The sequence below is a fragment of the Isoptericola cucumis genome (assembly GCF_014635665.1).
Taxonomy (GTDB): Bacteria; Actinomycetota; Actinomycetes; order Actinomycetales; family Cellulomonadaceae; genus Isoptericola; species Isoptericola cucumis.
This window is the reverse complement of record NZ_BMDG01000001.1, coordinates 387,723-405,413: the sequence shown is the minus strand read 5'-3', so window position 1 is coordinate 405,413 and position 17,691 is coordinate 387,723. Positions and strand designations below refer to the sequence as shown.

The window sequence follows — 17,691 nt, the reverse complement described above, 5'->3', positions numbered from 1 at the left end:
GCGGCGTCCTGACGGGCGCCGCCCCCGCGCCGCCACCCGAGAGGGCCCATGACGAGCACGCAGCCGAGCCCCGACGTGATCGTCGTCGGCAGCGGGTTCGGCGGCGCCGTCGCGGCGGCCCGGTTCGCGCAGGCGGGGTTCGGCGTGCTCGTCCTCGAGCGCGGCCGCCGCTGGGCGCAGGGGGAGTTCCCGCGCGGCCCCCGCGTCGAGGACGGATGGTTGTGGGAGGCCGGCCACGGCCTGTACGACATCCGCTGGCTCGACGGGATGGGCGCCGTGCAGGGGGCGGGCTGGGGCGGCGGCTCCCTCGTCTACGCCAACGTGTTCGCTCGCCCGGCGGACGCCACGCTGGAGGCTCGCTGGCCGGCGCACCTGCGCCGCGGCGAGCTCGACCCGTACTACGACCTCGCGGCGCACATGCTGCAGGTGCGGCCGGTCACCGCCGACCCGAGGACGGGGCGGCCCCCGGACCGGCAGGCGATGGTGGAGCGCCTCGTCTCCCCGATGGACGTCGCCGAGGGGTCGTTCACGCCGAACCTCGCCGTGACGTTCGGCGACGTCGACACGTGGCGCCCCAACGCGCACGGCGTCCCTCGCCGCGGCTGCGCCTTCGTCGGGGAGTGCGTGCTGGGCTGCAACCACGGCGCCAAGAACTCGCTCGACCACACGTACCTCGCCGTCGCCGAGCGGGCCGGCGCCACCGGCGTCACGGACGCCGAGGTCACCGGCATCGCGCGCGACGGCGACGGGTACGCGGTGACCGTGCGGACGCCGTCGGACCCGGACGCGCCGCCGCGCGTCTTCCGGGCGCCGCGGGTCGTCCTCGCGGCGGGCGCGGTGGCCACCACCGAGCTGCTGCTCCGGGCGCGTGACGTGGACGGCACCCTGCCCGACCTCTCGCCGCGTCTGGGGGAGGGGTTCTCCGGCAACGGTGACTTCCTCGCGCTCGCCCGGGGCCGGCGTTCCGACGGCGACCTGACGACCGGGCCCACCATCACGACCACCACCGTGCTCGACGTGCCCGAGGGGCGCGGGTCCGCCTGGTTCCAGGTGCAGGACGGCGCCTACCCGCTCGCGCTGCGGCGCCTGCTCGACGAGACGCTGCCAGCCCGGGGCCTGCGCTCCCGGTGGCGCCGGCTCCGCGGCCTCGACCCGCGCCAGGCCTTCGCGCTGCTGTCGATGGGGCACGACGCCGGCGACGGCCGGCTGCGGCTCGACCGGCACGGGCGGGCCGTCCTGGACTGGCGCCACCGGAGCAGGTCCACGACCGCGCGGCTCTACCGCGCCCAGGGGAGGGTGGGGCCGCTCGTGGCACGCAGCCTCGGGTCGGCGGTGCGGACCCCGGTGACCTGGTCGCTGCTGCGCCGGACCACCACGGTGCACCCGCTCGGCGGCGTCCCGGCGGGGGTCGATCGTGACGCGGGGGTCGTGGACGACCTCGGCGAGGTGCACGGCGCGCCGGGCCTGTTCGTGATGGACGGGTCGGTGCTGCCGTCCTCCACGGGGGTCAACCCGTCGGCGACGATCCTCGCCGTCACCGAGCGCGCCGTCGAGGGCGTCGTCCGCGCCTCCCGCCCGGGATGGCGCGCGCCGGAGTGGGACGACGTGCGCCCGCGGGACGTCCCCGAGGACGCCGCCACCACCGCCATGGCGCGCCGCCGGGCCGAGACCGCCGGCGACGGCGTCCGGTTCGACGAACGGATGGTCTCGCGCGACCGGCCGGGGCGGCGCGTCGTCCTGACGCTGCGGGCGACCGTGCCCGGCATGGAGCCGTTCCTGCGCGACCCCGGGCACCCGGTCCGGGTGGAGGGCGAGATCGAGGCGCCGGGCCTCGCCCGCGCCGCCCCGGTCTCCGGCGTCCTGCACCTGTTCCCGGACGACGGGTCGGAGGCCATGGCGTACGACCTCGAGTTCGCCGACGACCAGGGCCGGCGCTGGCGGGCCCGCGGCACCAAGCACGTGCGGTACCGCGACCCGGTCGGCCTCCTGGTGGGCCTGACCACCCTGCGGCTCGAGCTCACCGCGGGTCAGGAGACCCGCCGGGTCGTGCTCGTCATCGGCCCCGCCTCCGTCGCCCGCCTGGTGCTGGCCCTGCGCGGCACGGGGTTCACCGGGCCGCGGCGCGCCCGGGCGCTGCTGCGCTTCGCGTCCTTCTTCGTGGGCTCGGCCCTGACACGGCGCGGCGTCGGCCGACACGTCCCCTGACCGGATGACGGACCGGCGACGGCCGAGCCGCACGGCCCTCGACGCACGGACGGCCCTCCCCGAGATCCCGGGGAGGGCCGTCCGTGCGTGCGGGGAGGGTCACATGCGGATGAACCGCGGGTTGTCCTGCCAGATGTGGCGCTTGACGACGCCGACGCCCGGGCGGGCGGCCTCGACCTGCTTGCCCTTGCCGATGTAGACGGCCACGTGACCCGGCGTGTAGATGAGGTCGCCGGGCCTGGCGTTCTTGCGGGACACGGCCTTGCCGGCGCTGCGCTGCGCGGACGAGGAGCGGGGCAGCGTCTTGCCGACGGCCTTCTTGTACACGTACTTCGTCAGGCCGGAGCAGTCGAAGGCGCTCGGGCCGTTGGCGCCGTACCGGTAGCGGTCGCCGACCTGCGCCTTCGCGACGCGGACGATCTTGGCGCCGCGGCTCAGCTTGTTCGCCCGGATGCCGACCGTGCGGGTCGAGGTGCTCCGCAGCGAGCTCTTCGAGGGGTTCACGACCACGCGCGCCTTGTTCTTGCCGTGGCGGTAGTGCGCGGAGGAGGGCGAGAAGGTGGCCTTGCCGCGGTGGAGCGTCTTGACCTGGACGCTCTTGCCGCTGATGCGGAGCCGCACCTTGCCGGCGGCGGCCTTGCCGGCGTGCGAGACCTTGACCTTGAACACGGGGCGCGTGCCCGTGCCGGCGGTGATCCGGTGCTTCGACACGGAGAGGCTGGTCTTCGGGGTGGCCTTGGCCGCGGCCTGCACGGCGGTGGGGGCCGGGGCGGCGGAGGCCTGGCCTGCGGTGGCGACGAGGCCGCCGCCGGTGAGGGCGGCGACGAGGCCGAGAGCGACGACGGCGCGTCGCGGGCGCGAGGCGGCGACAGCCGCAGGGCGCGGCTGATCGAGGGAGGTGGACATGTGGTGACCTCTCGAGCCTACGAGATGAGCTGTCGGGTGAGGCCGAGATCGTTGGCCCGCCGTCTGCCGCCTGTCCGACCCAGTCGGACGTGCGGACGAGACCGCTTAACCCCGAGACCGTGTCCGGCGACGTGTCGCCGGGCCCGGCCGAAAGGTGGTTCTCCCGTTGCTGCCGTGAGGTTCGTCGGTGATCGGAGCGCCGGCAGCACTCGGCTGCGCCCCGTCTGCCGTTCGCGAGCGTCGCGAGCGGTCGAAGGACGCTAACCCCGGCGACCCTCGCGGGTCACGTTCGGATAACGCCCGGCGCGTCGCCGCGACGGCGAGGGGTGCGGCGTCGGCCCAGGACGACTCGGGGCATTCACGGACCTACCCGGCACCGCGGTTCGGCATGTCGTGTGACGAAGGTCACTCCGGGCTCCGGCCGGACCGCTCAGCGCAGCAGCGACCCGGTCTCGGCCGGGTCCGACGACGCGAGGCACAGGCTGGTGCGGTCGCCGGCCTCCCACGACGCCTCGCTCGGTGCCCAGACGACGAACCGCAGCCCGTCCGCCTCCCGGCGGCCCTGCGCCCCGAGCAGCGGCGGCCCGCAGGACGCCCGCGCCCTCGCGCCGGCGTCCTGGTCGCCCGGCCAGACGGCGTCCGGCGACGCGTCCGTCCGTCCCACGACCTGGGCCTCGTGCGGGTCGTCGCACGGCACCACGGTGACCCGCTCCACCGCCCCGTCGGCGGGCAGCTCGGCGACGCACGAGCCGAGGACCAGCTGCACCGAGTTCACCTCGAGGGCCTCGGGGACGTCGGCGCTCACCGGCTCCCACGCGCGGCTCCGGGCGGCGTCGACGCCCAGGGCGACGCCGGCGGCGACGAGGGCGAGCGCGACGACGGCGCCGGTCGCGAGCAGGACACGTCGTCGCCCGACGTCTCCCGGCGCGGGCCCGCCGGACGTGGCGGGCGCGGACGCCGCCGGCCCGTGGCCGGGCCGCCCGGGAGGGCCGTCGCCGGTGGCCGGCAGGCGGACGTCGTCCAGCCCGCCGGCGGGCAGCACGCCCGCCGGGGTGGGCGAGGCGAAGGTCGGCTCGGCGGGCTCGGCGGGCTCGGCGGCACGGTCGGGGGCGTCGGGGCGGTCGCGGTCCTGCGGGGACGTGGGGTGGTCGTCGCTGCTCATGCGCCCTCCCGTCAGGTCGCGGGGGCGGCGACGTCGAGGACGACCGGGACATGGTCGCTCGCGCCCTTGCCCTTGCGCTCGTCGCGGTCGATGACCACCCCGGTCACCCGGTCGGCGAGGCGCGGCGAGGCGTAGGCGAAGTCGATGCGCAGGCCCTTGTTCCGGGGGAAGGCGAGCTGCTGGTAGTCCCAGTAGGTGTAGGTGTGCTCGGCGGGCAGGTGCTGCCGGGTCACCTCCGTGTAGCCGGCGTCCGCGAACGCGGCGAAGGCCTCCCGCTCGGCGGGCGTGACGTGCGTGTGCCCGGCGAAGGCGGCCGGGTCGTAGACGTCGGTGTCGAGCGGGATGACGTTCCAGTCGCCCATCAGCGCGACCTGCGCCGCGGGGTCGGCGTCGAGCCAGCCCGCGGCGGCGTCGCGCAGCGCACCGAGCCACGCGAGCTTGTAGGCGTAGTGCGGGTCGCCGATCGCGCGGCCGTGCGGCACGTACAGCGACCACACGCGCACCCCGCCGCAGGTGGCGCCCAGCGCCCGGGCCTCGACGGGCGGGGGCACGTCGAGCAGGGCGGCCGGCTCCGGCTCGGGGGCCTCGGCGGGGGCGTCGTCGGTGGCGGCCGGGGCGGTGGGCTTCGCGAAGCCGGGCTGGCCGGGGAACGACGTCGCCACGTCGGCGATGCCCACCCGCGAGGCGATCGCGACGCCGTTCCACGCGGAGTGGCCCACGTGCGCCACCTCGTACCCGGCGGCCTCGAACGCCGCGACCGGGAACTGCTCGTCGCGGCACTTGGTCTCCTGGATCGCCAGGACGTCGGTCTGCGACCGCTCCAGGAAGGCGACCACGCGGTCGACGCGGGCACGGACGGAGTTCACGTTCCAGGTGGCGAGGCGCACGGTCGCCAGGCTACCGGCGCACAGACACGTCACTCCCACCGGCGCCCACCCATGTCACTCCCACGTCGCGGTGTCCGGGTCGACGCCGTGCGCGCGGGCGTTCTCGTCGATCACGTCGAGCAGCCAGGCCGTCAGGCCGGGCCGGACCGCGTCGTGGTTCGCGGTGAAGTCGGCGTCCGTCGCGTACAGGCGCGCGATGAGGGCGTGCCGGGCGTGCGTGACGTCGAAGTACGCGCCGAGCGACGCGCGGTGCCGCTCGGCGAGGGCGTCCGCCTCCGCGCTGCCGGGCCGCACGCCGCGGCCCATGGCGTCGGCGAGCGCGGCGAGGACGGCCTCGGCCTCGGCCGCGACCGCCGCCCAGTCCTCGGCCGAGCGCTCGGCCGCGCGCTCGGCGAACTGGGCCCACTGGTCGGTGTCGCCCCACCGCTCGCGGGCCCCGGCGGCCCACGACGGCTGCCAGCTCTCGCCGAACACGGCGACCTGCTCCTCGGGGGACAGCAGGACCCCGCGCTCGCGCGCCTCGATCAGCCGGTCCAGCGCGCCGGCCGAGCGCTCCAGGCGGCGCAGGCGCTCGCGGACCAGGTCGCGCTGGCGGCGCAGCGACGCGTCCGCCCCCTCCGGGGCGTCGAGCAGCGCGCCGATCTCCTCGAGGGGCACGTCGAGCTCCCGGTACAGCACCACGCGGTGCACGCGCGCCAGGTCCGACGCCGTGTACAGGCGGTACCCGGCGGCCGTGCGCGCGGACGGCCGCACCAGGCCGACGGCGTCCCAGTGGTGCAGCGTGCGCACGGTGACGCCCGCGGCCCGCGCCGCGGCGCCGACGGTCAGGCCGTCGGCGCCGGGCGCGGCTCGGGACGTCATGGCGCCCAGTCTGCCCGCCGTGACGACCGGCGCGCGCCCTGCGGGGACCGCGGGGTCATCCCTCGGCGCCGAAGCCCAGCTCGTCGCGCACGTGCTGGGCCTCCGGGCTGCTCGGGTCCCACGGCCGTGCCGCGGTCATGACGACCCGCGTCCGCTCGGGGGTCACGACCTCCAGGTCCAGGGTGCCCCACGGCTGCACCCGCGGTCCCGTGGTGGAGCCGGGCGCGACGCGCTCGCACGCGGCCGCGATCTCGTCGATCTCACCCTGCACGCAGGAGAAGCTCACGCTCAGCGGGCCGGCCTCGGTTGCCGGAGCGGCGGGCACGAGCAGCACGTCCTGGAACGCCCACCGGCGCAGGTGCACGACGGTCCCCGGCGCGGCGAAGAACTCGAAGAAGCCGAGGCCGTTCACCCAGAAGTCGGTGGACGCCTCGAGGTCGTGGGTCGGGACGTTGACGAACATCGGCATGCCGTAGATGCCGCGGAACAGCTCGGGCGGCTGCACGCCGGGTCCGGGCAGGGGGACGGGGCTGACGGAGAAGGCGGGGAAGGTGTCGGTCATGCGGCCAGCCTGGAGCCTGACGTCGCGTGAGGGTCAAGTCCCGCGGCGACCGGGCGGGCACCGGGGCCGCCGGGAGGGTCGCGGTCCTGGCCGCGCGCCGGACGCTCTAGGCTGCCCCCATGGGAACCGCGCTCGTCACCGGCGCCACCGCCGGACTCGGACTGGAGTTCACCTGGCAGCTCGCCACCGCGCGCCACGACGTGGTGCTGGTGGCCCGCGACGCCGACCGGCTGGAGCGGGTCGCGAACCAGGTGCGTGCCGCCGCGGGCGTGCGCGTCGAGGTGCTGGCCGCCGACCTGTCGCGCCCGGAGGACACGGCCCGGGTCGCCGAGCGGCTCGCGGTCACGGGCGACGAGGACGGCGACGACCGCCGTCCGGTCGGGCTGCTGGTCAACAACGCCGGCTTCGCGACGGCGCAGCGCTTCGTCGGGGGCGACCTCGAGACGGAGCTGGCCGCGCTCGACGTCATGGTGCGGGCCGTCGTCGTCCTCTCCCACGCGGCGGCCGGCCAGATGACCGCCCGCGGCCGGGGCGCGATCCTCAATGTGGCCTCGGTGGCGGCACTCACCGCCGGCGGCACGTACGCGGCCGCGAAGTCCTACGTGCGGTCCTTCACCGAGGGGCTCGCCGTCGAGCTGAAGGGCACCGGCGTCACGGCGACGGTCGTCTGCCCGGGGTTCACCCGCACCGAGTTCCACGACCGGGCGGACGTCGACATGAGCGCGGTCCCCGAGATCGGCTGGCTGCAGGCCCCCGCCGTGGTGTCGGAGGCGCTCGCGGACGTGCGCCGCGGCGTCGTCATCTCGACGCCGTCCGTGCGGTACAAGGCGGCCTCGGCGCTGCTGCGCGTCGCCCCGCGCGGCGTCGTCCGCGCGGTCGGCAAGTACCGCTGAGCCTCTGACCTGCTGAGCCTCTGACCCGCTGAGCCGGCCGCTCGTCAGTCGGTGTCGCGGGCCCGCTCGGCGGCGGCCTTCGCCACCTCGGCCTCCGCCTTGCGCGCGTCGCGGGCCGCCTTCTCCAGCTCGCGCACCTTCTTCTGCGCCTCGCGGACGCGCTTGTCGGCCTCCTTGCGCTTCGCGGCGGCCTTCTTCACCCTCGCGTCCGAGGCGTAGAGGCCCACGAGGGACGTCGCGTCGGCGACGTCCGGGTCCGTGGCGTGCGCCGTGCCGCCGGTGCCGGCCGGGGCCTCGCCCGCGGCGACGGCGGGCTTCTGCTCGACGTACGCCGCGACGCCGTCGAGCAGCCGCTCCAGGCCCCACTCGACGTCGTCGATCTGGTTGAGGCCCTCGTCGGTCGGCACGTAGGAGCCCCGTTCCACCAGCGGGCGCAGGTACGGGAACCGCACCTCGTCCACGAGGTGGCGCAGCGTGTCGCCGAACTCCGGTCCGAGGACGCCGTCGTCGCCCCCCGCGTCGGCGACCGCCTTGTCCAGGTCGCGGCCGAGGTGGGCGGCGTTCCGTGAGTACCCGCTGGTGAGGAGGATCGTGGCGATCTTCTCGTCGTCGGCCAGGGGCGTGGAGCGCAGCGCGCGCAGGCCCTTGTCCAGCGCCAGCAGGTTGCTGGGCGTCATCGGTGCACCGGTCACCGGGACGTCGATGATCCACGAGTGCTGCCGGTAGATCGCGAGGGTGAAGAGCGCCCACTCCCGCAGCTCGGCGCGCCAGTCGGCAGGTTCGTGGGCCGGCGGGAACTCGACGTCGAGCGCGAGCTCCTGCATGAGCAGCAGCAGGTCGTCCTTGCTCGTGACGTACCGGTAGAGCGACATGGTCGTGAAGCCGAGACTCTTCGCGACCCGGGCCATCGACACCCCGGCGAGGCCCTCGGCGTCGGCGATCTCGACCGCGGCCTCGACGATCCGCTCGATGCTGAGCTCGCGCCGGGGGACGCGCTCGGGGCGTTCGGCGACGCCCCAGGCGAGCGCGAGCTGGGGCGGGAGCTCCGGCAGGTCCGTCTCCGGGGTGTCCGTCATGGGCTCATCATCCCCGAAACCGCGCGCGAACCCGCCCGACGGGTCGAGCCGGTCGGGACCCGGCTGCGGTCCCGACCGGCTCGACCGGCGGCAGCGGGCTCAGCGTGCGGTCCGCCGGCGGTAGAGGATGCCGCCGACGACGACGCTCACCACCAGGAAGCCGACGAGCCACGCGCACGCGGTGACGATCGTCGAGGCGTCCGGCGCGCCCATCAGCAGCCCGCGCACGGACTCGATGATCGGGGTGAAGGGCTGGTGCTGGGCGAAGCCGTGCAGCCACTCGGGCATGGTGTCCACGGGCACGAAGCCGGAGCTCAGGTAGGGCACGAAGAGGAAGATCATGCTCACCGACATCGAGGCCTCGACGCTGAGGACGAGGCCGAACACCACGCAGATCCAGGTGAAGGTCACCACGGCGAGCACCGCGAAGCCGGCGAAGCCCAGCCAGTCGCCGAGGTCGGCGCCGGGCCGGAACCCGTACGCGAGCGCTACGAGGACCACCACGGCCGCAGACGCGAGGTTGCGCACGACGCTCGCGATGACGTGACCCCACAGGGCCGACAGGGAGAAGATCGGCAACGTCTTGAACCGGTCGATCGTGCCGGTGGTCATGTCCTGCGCGACCCCGATAGCGGCCGTCGCCGAGTTCATGCCCAGGCACATGATGAGGACCCCGGGCACGACGTAGTCGATGTACTCGCCCCCGGTGCCGCCGGAGATGGCGCCGCCGAAGACGACGACGAACGCCGACATGATGAGCACGGGAAGCGCGAACGCGGTGATGAGGCCGTCGACCGAGCGCAGGGAGCGGCGTGCCTCGCGGCGGGTCATGGTGGCCACGTCGCGCAGCGGGGCGCGCACGGCCCGCGTGCGGGTGGTGGCGGGAGCGGTGCGGGCTCCCGGGGCGAGGGTGGTGGTCATCGCAGGGCCTCCTCGGCGGAACGGTCGGCGGTCGTGGTGTCGGCGGTCGTGGTGTCGGTGCTCGTGGTGGACGGCGCGGGACGTCCGCCGGTGAGCGCGAGGAAGACGTCGTCGAGCGTCGGCTTGACGACACTCACGCCCGCGACGGCGAGGCCGCGGGACTCCGCCCGGTCGAGCACGTCGCGGATCGCGCGCACGGGTGCGGCGCTGGGGAACGTCAGGGCGAGCGCCTTCTCGTCCAGCTCTGCGTCCTCGATCCCGGCGACGCCGAGTCCGCGCGCGGCCGCGACGCTGGCCGCGTCGTCGAAGGAGACCCGGACGTGGTCGCCGGCGACGAGCGACTTGAGCTCGGCCGCGGTGCCGCGGGCGGCGATCTGCCCGTCGGCGAGCACGGCGATCGTGTCGGCGAGGCGGTCGGCCTCCTCGAGGTACTGGGTGGTGAGGAGGATCGTGGTGCCGTCGGCCGCCAGCGAGCGCACCACGTCCCACAGCTGGGAGCGCGACGCCGGGTCGAGGCCGGTGGTCGGCTCGTCGAGCATGAGCACCTGCGGGTCGGCGACGAGGCTGATGGCGAGGTCGAGCCGCCGCCGCATCCCGCCGGAGTAGGTACCGACGCGGCGGCGGGCGGCGCCCGTGAGGTCGAAGCGCTCGAGCAGCTCGTGCGCGCGGCGCCGCACGGTGCGCTTCGGCAGGTGCGCGAGGTCGGCCATCATGACGAGGTTCTCCTCGCCGGTCTGGAACTCGTCGACCGAGGCGTACTGGCCGGTGAGCGCGATGCTGCGCCGGACGGCCGCGGGCTGCCGGACGACGTCGGCCCCGGCGATGGTGGCGGTGCCCCCGTCCGGGTGGATCAGCGTGGTCAGGATGTTGACGGTGGTGGTCTTGCCGGCGCCGTTCGGGCCGAGCAGCGCGAAGATCTCGCCGCGGCGGACGGTGAGGTCGACGCCGCGCAGCACGGCGGTGCGCCCGTAGGACTTGCGCAGCCCTTGCACGGCGATCATCGGGTCGTTCATGGCCGGTCCCCTCGACGGTGGAGTGTGTATGGCGTACACGAGTGTATGGCATACACCGCGTGTTGGCTATACACATGACGTGCGGCGTACGCGGACGGTGCGCCGTGGCTCTCCGGGCAGCGCCGCCGTGGTGCGGTGTTTGCGTACCCTGGTGCCCGTGACGACCACCGACCCCGCCTTCGGCCCCACGCCCCGCGAGCAGCTGCGGGACCTCATCACCGAGCTCGCCGTCGTGCACGGCAAGGTGACGCTCTCCTCCGGCAAGGAGGCCGACTACTACGTCGACCTGCGCCGCATCACGCTGCACCACCGCGCCGCGCCGCTCGTCGGCCACGTGCTGCTCGACCACCTCGAGGAGGTCGGCCTCGGCACCGCGGAGGTCGACGCCGTGGGCGGCCTCACGCTCGGGGCGGACCCCATCGCGGACGCCTTGCTGCACGCCGCGGCGTCGCGCGGGCAGGACCTCGACGCGTTCGTCGTCCGCAAGGCCGCGAAGATGCACGGCATGCAGCGCCAGATCGAGGGCCCGGACGTCGCGGGCCGCAAGGTCGTCGTCCTCGAGGACACCACGACCACCGGCGGCTCCCCGATCACGGCCATCGAGGCCCTGCGGGACGCGGGCGCCGAGGTGCTCGGCTGCGCCACCATCGTCGACCGTGCCACCGGCGCCGGCGCGAAGATCGAGGCGCTCGGCGTGCCGTACCACTACCTGTACGACCTGGCGGACCTGGGCCTCGCGTGAGCCGCCAGGCCGCGAGGCGGCCCGGCCTCGGGATCCTGGCGGTCCCGACGGCGGTGGTCGTCGTCGTGGCGCTGCTCGCCGGGCTCGGCGTCGTCGACGTGTGGGTGGCCCTGGCGCTGGTGCCCGTGGCCGCCGTCGTCGCGGGGCTGGGGTACGTGCGGGGGCTGCGCCGCTTCCACCAGCAGCGCGCCGAGGACGTGGAACGGCTCGTCGCCACGGGCCGGTGGACGTCGTTCGGGGGCCAGGGCGAGCCCGACGTGCCGGGCGGCGTGCTGTCGTTCCCGAAGGGGGAGCCGCTGGCGAGCACGGTCGGCCACACGTTCGGCGGGCCCGTGCTGCGCACGCGGGTCGACGGGCGCGAGGTCTGGACGCTCGAGCTGGGGGTGCAGTACCGCTCCGGCGGCACGTACTCCGAGACGGGCGCCCAGGTGTCAGGCCCGACCACCCCCGCGGAGCCGTACCACCTGGTCCTCACGCACCTCGACGGGGACCTCGGCCGGGTCGAGGTCAAGGCGTCCGGGGTGGGCGACGCCGTGCGGTCCGACGTCGAGGTCGGGGTCCCCGAGTTCGACAGGGCGTTCACCGTGCGCACCCAGAGCGAGCGCACCGCGAAGGAGTGGCTCGCCGACGGGGGCGGCGCCGACCTCGCCCGGCAGGGCGCCGACGCCCTGCACGGCGGCCGCCTGCGGCTCGACGGCAGCACGCTGATCTGGTGGCGCAAGGGCCACCAGGACCTCGATCTCCTGGACGACGTCGCCCGCCTCGTCGCCCGCGCCGGCGCCTTCCTGCCGCGCTGACCCGCAGCCGGGGCCTGTCGTCAGCCGCGCCGGCGGCCCGGTGCGGGCGCGGTGGCCTGCGGCCGCTGATCGTCAGACACGGTCGATGAGGTCGGCGACGGAGTCGACGACGTGCGTCGGGCGGAACGGATACGTGTCGACCTCGTGGGCCGACGTCGAGCCGGTCATCACGAGGAACGTCTCCAGGCCCGCCTCGATGCCCGCCACGACGTCGGTGTCCATCCGGTCGCCGATCATGGCGGTGGTCTCGGAGTGGGCCTCGATCCGGTTGAGCGCGGACCGGAACATCATCGGGTTCGGCTTGCCCACGTAGTAGGGCGAGCGGCCGGTCGCCGCCTGGATCATCGCCGCGACGGCGCCCGTGGCCGGCAGCGGGCCCTCGGCGGACGGCCCGGTGGTGTCGGGGTTGGTGGCGATGAACCGCGCCCCGCCGCGCACCAGGCGCACCGCCTTGGTGATGGCCTCGAAGGAGTAGGTGCGGGTCTCGCCGAGCACCACGTAGTCCGGGTCGGACTCGGTGAGGGTGTACCCCGCCTCGTAGAGGGCGGTGGTCAGCCCGGCCTCGCCGATCGCGTACGCGGAGCCGTTGGGGATCTGGTCGGTGAGGAACTGCGCCGTGGCGAGCGCCGACGTCCAGATGGCCGACTCCGGCACCTCGATGCCCGACGTCGCGAGCCGGGCGCGCAGGTCGCGCGGCGTGAAGATCGAGTTGTTGGTGAGGACGAGGAAGGGGCGGTCCGCCTCGCGCAGCGCGCGCACGAACTCCGGCGCCCCGGGGATGGCCTGCCCCTCGTGCACCAGCACGCCGTCCATGTCGGTCAGCCAGGAATCGATCCGTCGTTCGGTCACGCGGCCACCCTAGTGTGCCGAACGGCGCCGCGCGTGGGTGAGGATGGGCGGATGAGGTCGACGGTCGTGGCGGCGCGGTGAGCCCGCAGGAGGTGGCCCAGGAGCCCGCCCGAGAGGTGGGCGTCGGGCCGTGGCCGGGCGGTCCCGACGCCTGGCCGCGCACGCCCGGCGGCGACGTCGACCCCCGGTACGACCCCGAGCTCCTGGAGCACGGCGACCGGCGCAACGTCGTCGACCGGTACCGCTACTGGACGGTGGCGGCGGTCGTCGCCGACCTCGACGCACGGCGTCCCGCCGACCGGCGGCTGCACGTCGCCATCGAGAACTGGGCGCACGACCTCAACATCGGGTCGGTCGTGCGCACCGCGAACGCGTTCAACGCCGCCGGCGTGCACGTCGTCGGCCGGCGCCGCTGGAACCGGCGCGGAGCCATGGTCACCGACCGGTACCTGCACACCCACCACCACCCCGACGCTTCCGCGCTGGTGGCGTGGGCGGCGGCCGAGGGCCTGCCGGTCGTGGGCGTCGACAACGTCCCCGGCTCGGTCCCGCTCGAGGGCTACGCGCTGCCCGCGCGCTGCGTCCTGCTCTTCGGGCAGGAGTCCGCCGGGCTGACGGCCGAGGCGCAGGCCGTGTGCGCCGACGTCGTGCACATCGCCCAGCACGGCTCGACGCGCTCCCTCAACGCGGGCGCGGCCGCGGCGATCGCCATGCACTCCTGGGCCTCGTCGTGGCTCGTTCCGTCTCACCGTACCGACGGCATGTGACGTCCATGACCCGTACGTGAGAAAATCCGGATGCATGCGGGTCGCACGGCGCCCGTCGCGACGAAGCATCCCGCTGCATCCTCGTACGCCCCTTCCTTTGGAGTACCGCAGATGCCTATCGCAACCCCCGAGGTCTACGCCGAGATGATCGACCGGGCGAAGGCCGGCAAGTTCGCCTACCCCGCCGTCAACATCACGTCGTCGCAGACCGTGACCGCCGCGCTCCAGGGCTTCGCCGAGGCCGAGTCGGACGGCATCATCCAGGTCTCCGTGGGCGGTGGCGAGTACGCCTCGGGCTCCACGATCAAGGACCGCGTCGCCGGCTCGCTGGCCCTGGCCGCCTACGCCACCGAGGTCGCCAGGAACTACTCGGTGAACATCGCGATCCACACCGACCACTGCGTCAAGAAGAACCTCGACTCCTGGGTCCGCCCGCTGCTGGCCCTCGAGGCCGAGCAGGTCAAGGCCGGCAAGAACCCGACGTTCCAGTCGCACATGTTCGACGGCTCGGACATCCCGCTGGACGAGAACCTCGTCATCGCCGAGGAGCTCCTGGGGCTCTCGCAGGCCGCGCGCACCATCCTCGAGGTCGAGATCGGCGTCGTGGGCGGCGAGGAGGACGGCCACGAGGCCGCCATCAACGACAAGCTCTACACCACGGCCGAGGACGGCCTCGCCACGGTCAAGGCCCTCGGCGCCGGCGAGAAGGGCCGGTACCTGACCGCCCTCACCTTCGGCAACGTGCACGGCGTGTACAAGCCGGGCGCGGTCAAGCTGCGCCCGTCGATCCTCGCCGACATCCAGAAGGCCGTCGGCGACGAGATCGGCAAGGCGAACCCGTTCGACCTCGTGTTCCACGGCGGCTCGGGCTCCACGGCCGAGGAGATCGCCGAGGCGGTCGACAACGGCGTCATCAAGATGAACATCGACACCGACACGCAGTACGCGTTCACGCGCCCGGTCGTCGAGCACATGTTCAAGAACTACGACGGTGTGCTGAAGATCGACGGCGAGGTCGGCAACAAGAAGGCCTACGACCCGCGCGCCTGGGGCAAGCTGGCCGAGGCCGGCATGGCCACCCGCATCGTCGAGGCCGCTCAGCAGCTGCGCTCGGCCGGCCAGAAGATGTGACACCGCCGCCGGGGTAGCTCCTACCTCGCCGGTGCAGGACGCGAGGGGCGGGCCGCAGTCGATGCGGCCCGCCCCTCGTGCGTCTCGCTCACCGTCTCGGTGAGCTCGTCTATCGGGGCGTGGTGGGGCGCCCGGGGACCGACGAGCCCTCGGCGTCCAGGTCGAAGCCCGGGTCCTCGTCGACGATGTCGAGGAGCTCGCCGATGCGGGTGACCTCCAGCAGGAACCGCACCGTGGGCGGTGCGCGGAGCACCCGGACACGGTGCGGGCTGCGTGACGCGAGCCGGGCGAGGAACGCCACGCCCGACGAGTCCATGAACGTCACGTGGTGCGCGTCGATCTCGACCGGGAGCCCGGAGTCCTCCGCGTCGGCGATGGCCTCGCTCAGCTCCCCACCGATGTCCGCGTCGATCTCCCCGGACAGGACCACCCGCGAGCGGGAGGCGCCGACGAGGACGTGGACGCTCGCCGGGTCGCCGAGCTCGGGTGCGGGATCGTCCGGCGCGTCCGTGGGCAGCAGATCGCGCGGTGTCGTGTTCGATCCGTCGTGCACGGTGCTCCTTCCACGCGCGGGTGGCGCTTGCTCAAGTCTCGGCGGACACCAATCTACGGTTGAATGACCAGCAAGAACACCAACCAGGACGGGAAACTACGACGGCGGAGGCAATATGACCGAAATTCCCGGTCCTGTGCCCCCTGTCTCCGACCATATGCTCGGCGCGGCGCTCTCCGACGCCATCTTGCCCGTGTTCGTCACCGGAACGTGGGACGAGGGCATGCCGGTGCTGTGGGTCAACGCGGAGTTCACCCGGACCACGGGCATCCACGTGGACGAGCTGAAGGCGCGCGGGACCCACCCGCTGCTCTCCCTCGTCGGCGCCGACCCCGACCGCGAGCCCGGCCAGACGGCCCTCCGTGAGGGGCGTCCCACCGAGCGGATGATCCAGGGGCTCCGGCCGGACGGCGCCATCGGCTGGTGGCACGTGACCATGTCGCCGATCCCGGAGGACGACGGGGTCGTGCGGCACTGGCTCGGCGCGGCGACCGACGTGTCGTCCTACGTCGAGCGGCACGCGGCGCAGCTCGCCTCGCTCGAGGTGGAGCGGCGCGAGCGCGCCGACCTCGACCTCGTCGCGCAGACCACCGAGCTGCTCGGCGACCTCGAGTACCCGTACGCCCTGCGCGACATCGCCGACCTGCTGCGCGCCCTCGTGCCCTGGGCCGGCTTCTACCTCAACGACGACGGCCTCGTGTTCGCGGACGGCGTCGACGTCGCGTCGCCGCCGAGCGGCCGCGGGCGCCGGCACGCCCGGTACGTGCCGGAGACGCCGGTGCTCGCGCGCGTCGGCGGGCCGCCGCCCGTCGAGCCCGACGTCCACGGCCAGAACCCCGCGCCGTCGGTCGACCAGGTGCAGGACCTGCTGGACGGGGTGACCGACGGGCCGGTGCTGCTCGAGCTGGACGGTCACTACCCGGCGCACTCCGCGTCCGGCTGGCTGCGTCGTGACCTGGTGCGCCGCGTCGTCGAGGAGACCGGGGCGGTGCCGCGCTCCGTGGTGGTGCACGCGGTGGCCGGGCGTCGCCGCGTGCTCGGCCTGCTGGTGAGCTGGCACGGGGCGGGCCTCCACCTCGACGGCACCCCGGCCAGCGGCGCGGGCGCGACGCCCAGCGAGCCGCAGCACGTGTTCACCGTGGTCGAGGTGGTGGCGCGCCGCGCCGGGACCGCGATCGACAACGCCCGGCTCTACGCCCGCGAGCACCGGCTCGCCGAGGCGCTGCAGCGGGCGATGCTGCCCGAGCAGGCCGAGGTCCCCGGGCTCGACGTGTGGACCTACTACGCGCCCAACGCCGAGCACGCCCAGGTCGGCGGCGACTGGTACGACGTGCTGCAGATCTCCGACGGCACGGTCGGCCTGGTCGTCGGGGACGTGGTCGGGCACGACGTCGAGGCCGCGGCGGCGATGGGGCAGCTGCGCTCGGTGGTGCGCTCCTACGCGTTCGAGCTGGCCACGCCGGGCGTCGTCGTCGACCGGGTGGACCAGCTCGTCACCGGGATGCGCATCCCGCGCTCGGCCTCGATGGTGTACGCCACGCTGCAGCAGGGGCCCGACGGCGAGTCCTGGGACATCCGGTACACCCGGGCGGGCCACCTGCCGCCGCTGCTCCTGCGCGGCGGCCAGGTCACGCAGCTCGCCGGTGCCGGCGGGTCGCTCATCGGCTTCGGCTCCCGCCCGCGCGAGACCGCGCGGGCCGAGCTGCGCCGCGGCGACGTCCTGCTCTTCTACACCGACGGGCTCATCGAACGGCGGGACCGATCGCTGAAGGTGGGGCTCGACGCCCTCGTCGAGACGTCCGGCCGGATCACCGCGCGCGACGCGGCGGGGGTGGGGGAGGAGCTGCTGTCGCGCCTCGCCGACGCGCCGGAGGACGACGTGGCGCTGGTCGTGGTGCGGATGCCCGACCCCGTCGCGGACGGCGAGGTGCAGCCCCTCAGCCCGCGCTCGCGCCGCTGGCTGCTGCCCAGCGAGCCGCCGTCCATCGGGCGGGCCCGGCACGCGGTGCTGCGCACCTGCCAGGCGTGGGGCCTGCCGGAGTCCGCGGCGGCCGAGCTCGTCGTGTCGGAGCTGGTCGCCAACGGCGTCCTGCACGGGTGGGGCAACATCGCGCTGCGGCTGTTCGACACCGGTGACGGGCTGCGCATCGAGGTCGAGGACTCCAACCCGGCACCGCCCGTCACGACCGACGGGCACCCGAACCGGCTCGGCGGGTTCGGCATGCAGATCGTCGAGCGCCTGGCGGACTGGGGCTGGCGGCCCGCCGGGTCGGGCAAGCTCGTGTGGGCCAAGCTGCGCCCGACGGACTGACCTGCCCGGCGCTGCACCCCTTCGAGAACGTCCTCGTGGACGTCTCCCGGCGTCG

At 74.5% G+C, this 17,691-nt stretch carries 17 protein-coding genes; 7 read left to right on the top strand and 10 right to left on the bottom strand.

Translation table 11 applies throughout. The features are described 5' to 3' along the window. Positions 1-48 precede the first annotated feature (48 nt). Positions 49-2,205, top strand: coding sequence for a GMC oxidoreductase (locus tag IEW03_RS01800; protein ID WP_188521920.1), 2,157 nt, complete (start codon positions 49-51; stop codon positions 2,203-2,205). Between the two features lie 99 nt (positions 2,206-2,304). Here IEW03_RS01800 and IEW03_RS01795 read toward each other — a convergent pair whose 3' ends face one another. The 5 genes from IEW03_RS01795 to IEW03_RS01775 form a co-directional block, all read right to left on the bottom strand. After that, positions 2,305-3,111 (bottom strand): C40 family peptidase, encoded by an 807-nt coding sequence (locus IEW03_RS01795; protein WP_229737311.1) that lies wholly within the window; start codon positions 3,109-3,111, stop codon positions 2,305-2,307. A 430-nt stretch (positions 3,112-3,541) separates the two neighbouring features. Further along, positions 3,542-4,273 carry a septum formation family protein gene (locus tag IEW03_RS01790; RefSeq protein ID WP_188521919.1) on the bottom strand — a complete coding sequence of 244 codons (732 nt, stop codon included), beginning with the start codon at positions 4,271-4,273 and terminating at the stop codon, positions 3,542-3,544. Positions 4,274-4,284: 11 nt separating this feature from the next. Further along, positions 4,285-5,160, bottom strand: a complete 876-nt coding sequence (locus IEW03_RS01785) for an exodeoxyribonuclease III (protein ID WP_188521918.1) — start codon at positions 5,158-5,160, stop codon at positions 4,285-4,287. A 54-nt stretch (positions 5,161-5,214) separates the two neighbouring features. Further along, positions 5,215-6,021, bottom strand: coding sequence for a MerR family transcriptional regulator (locus tag IEW03_RS01780; RefSeq protein WP_188521917.1), 807 nt, complete (start codon positions 6,019-6,021; stop codon positions 5,215-5,217). Positions 6,022-6,076: 55 nt separating this feature from the next. Continuing rightward, entirely contained in the window at positions 6,077-6,583 is a 507-nt protein-coding gene (locus IEW03_RS01775; RefSeq protein WP_188521916.1) for a VOC family protein, read from the bottom strand. 119 nt (positions 6,584-6,702) lie between these two features. Here IEW03_RS01775 and IEW03_RS01770 point away from each other — a divergent pair, with 119 nt between their 5' ends. Next, positions 6,703-7,476, top strand: a complete 774-nt coding sequence (locus IEW03_RS01770) for an SDR family NAD(P)-dependent oxidoreductase (RefSeq protein ID WP_188521915.1) — start codon at positions 6,703-6,705, stop codon at positions 7,474-7,476. 44 nt (positions 7,477-7,520) lie between these two features. Here IEW03_RS01770 and IEW03_RS01765 read toward each other — a convergent pair whose 3' ends face one another. From IEW03_RS01765 to IEW03_RS01755, 3 genes are all read right to left on the bottom strand, one after another. Further along, a complete protein-coding gene (locus IEW03_RS01765) occupies positions 7,521-8,552 on the bottom strand; it encodes a TetR/AcrR family transcriptional regulator (RefSeq protein ID WP_188521914.1) in 1,032 nt (343 codons plus the stop codon). Positions 8,553-8,651: 99 nt separating this feature from the next. Next, positions 8,652-9,473, bottom strand: a complete 822-nt coding sequence (locus IEW03_RS01760; RefSeq protein WP_188521913.1) for an ABC transporter permease — start codon at positions 9,471-9,473, stop codon at positions 8,652-8,654. Further along, positions 9,470-10,486: an ATP-binding cassette domain-containing protein gene (locus IEW03_RS01755; protein WP_188521912.1), complete on the bottom strand. Its 1,017-nt coding sequence runs from the start codon at positions 10,484-10,486 to the stop codon at positions 9,470-9,472. Before IEW03_RS01755 ends, IEW03_RS01760 begins: the two co-directional genes overlap by 4 nt. A 157-nt stretch (positions 10,487-10,643) precedes the next feature. Here IEW03_RS01755 and pyrE point away from each other — a divergent pair, with 157 nt between their 5' ends. After that, a complete protein-coding gene (pyrE, locus tag IEW03_RS01750) occupies positions 10,644-11,228 on the top strand; it encodes an orotate phosphoribosyltransferase (RefSeq protein ID WP_229737310.1) in 585 nt (194 codons plus the stop codon). Next, the gene (locus IEW03_RS01745) at positions 11,225-12,025 is read left to right on the top strand and encodes a hypothetical protein (RefSeq protein WP_188521911.1); all 801 of its coding nucleotides are present in this window, start codon (positions 11,225-11,227) and stop codon (positions 12,023-12,025) included. Before pyrE ends, IEW03_RS01745 begins: the two co-directional genes overlap by 4 nt. A gap of 72 nt (positions 12,026-12,097) precedes the next feature. Here IEW03_RS01745 and IEW03_RS01740 read toward each other — a convergent pair whose 3' ends face one another. Continuing rightward, positions 12,098-12,838 carry an HAD-IIA family hydrolase gene (locus IEW03_RS01740; RefSeq protein ID WP_188522018.1) on the bottom strand — a complete coding sequence of 247 codons (741 nt, stop codon included), beginning with the start codon at positions 12,836-12,838 and terminating at the stop codon, positions 12,098-12,100. Between the two features lie 113 nt (positions 12,839-12,951). Between IEW03_RS01740 and IEW03_RS01735 the strand changes: the two genes are divergently transcribed. Together IEW03_RS01735 and fbaA are read left to right on the top strand one after the other, a co-directional pair. After that, positions 12,952-13,641, top strand: coding sequence for a TrmH family RNA methyltransferase (locus IEW03_RS01735; protein WP_188521910.1), 690 nt, complete (start codon positions 12,952-12,954; stop codon positions 13,639-13,641). Between the two features lie 111 nt (positions 13,642-13,752). Continuing rightward, positions 13,753-14,772: a class II fructose-bisphosphate aldolase gene (gene fbaA / locus IEW03_RS01730; protein ID WP_188521909.1), complete on the top strand. Its 1,020-nt coding sequence runs from the start codon at positions 13,753-13,755 to the stop codon at positions 14,770-14,772. A gap of 109 nt (positions 14,773-14,881) precedes the next feature. Here the strand turns inward: fbaA and IEW03_RS01725 are convergent, their stop codons facing one another. After that, positions 14,882-15,325 (bottom strand): STAS domain-containing protein, encoded by a 444-nt coding sequence (locus IEW03_RS01725; protein ID WP_371870583.1) that lies wholly within the window; start codon positions 15,323-15,325, stop codon positions 14,882-14,884. Between the two features lie 115 nt (positions 15,326-15,440). Here IEW03_RS01725 and IEW03_RS01720 point away from each other — a divergent pair, with 115 nt between their 5' ends. Then, positions 15,441-17,636, top strand: coding sequence for an ATP-binding SpoIIE family protein phosphatase (locus IEW03_RS01720; RefSeq protein WP_188521908.1), 2,196 nt, complete (start codon positions 15,441-15,443; stop codon positions 17,634-17,636). The last annotated feature ends 55 nt before the right edge of the window (positions 17,637-17,691 follow it).

What these genes read in the sequence shown, in the direction of transcription:
- IEW03_RS01775 (WP_188521916.1), bottom strand. Translation starts at nt 6,583, where the DNA reads ATGACCGACACCTTCCCCGCCTTCTCCGTCAGCCCCGTCCCCCTGCCC.
- IEW03_RS01765 (WP_188521914.1), bottom strand. Translation starts at nt 8,552, where the DNA reads ATGACGGACACCCCGGAGACGGACCTGCCGGAGCTCCCGCCCCAGCTC.
- IEW03_RS01790 (WP_188521919.1), bottom strand. Translation starts at nt 4,273, where the DNA reads ATGAGCAGCGACGACCACCCCACGTCCCCGCAGGACCGCGACCGCCCC.
- IEW03_RS01760 (WP_188521913.1), bottom strand. Translation starts at nt 9,473, where the DNA reads ATGACCACCACCCTCGCCCCGGGAGCCCGCACCGCTCCCGCCACCACC.
- fbaA (WP_188521909.1), top strand. Translation starts at nt 13,753, where the DNA reads ATGCCTATCGCAACCCCCGAGGTCTACGCCGAGATGATCGACCGGGCG.
- IEW03_RS01780 (WP_188521917.1), bottom strand. Translation starts at nt 6,021, where the DNA reads ATGACGTCCCGAGCCGCGCCCGGCGCCGACGGCCTGACCGTCGGCGCC.
- IEW03_RS01800 (WP_188521920.1), top strand. Translation starts at nt 49, where the DNA reads ATGACGAGCACGCAGCCGAGCCCCGACGTGATCGTCGTCGGCAGCGGG.
- IEW03_RS01795 (WP_229737311.1), bottom strand. Translation starts at nt 3,111, where the DNA reads ATGTCCACCTCCCTCGATCAGCCGCGCCCTGCGGCTGTCGCCGCCTCG.
- IEW03_RS01720 (WP_188521908.1), top strand. Translation starts at nt 15,441, where the DNA reads ATGACCGAAATTCCCGGTCCTGTGCCCCCTGTCTCCGACCATATGCTC.
- IEW03_RS01755 (WP_188521912.1), bottom strand. Translation starts at nt 10,486, where the DNA reads ATGAACGACCCGATGATCGCCGTGCAAGGGCTGCGCAAGTCCTACGGG.
- IEW03_RS01740 (WP_188522018.1), bottom strand. Translation starts at nt 12,838, where the DNA reads ATGGACGGCGTGCTGGTGCACGAGGGGCAGGCCATCCCCGGGGCGCCG.
- IEW03_RS01770 (WP_188521915.1), top strand. Translation starts at nt 6,703, where the DNA reads ATGGGAACCGCGCTCGTCACCGGCGCCACCGCCGGACTCGGACTGGAG.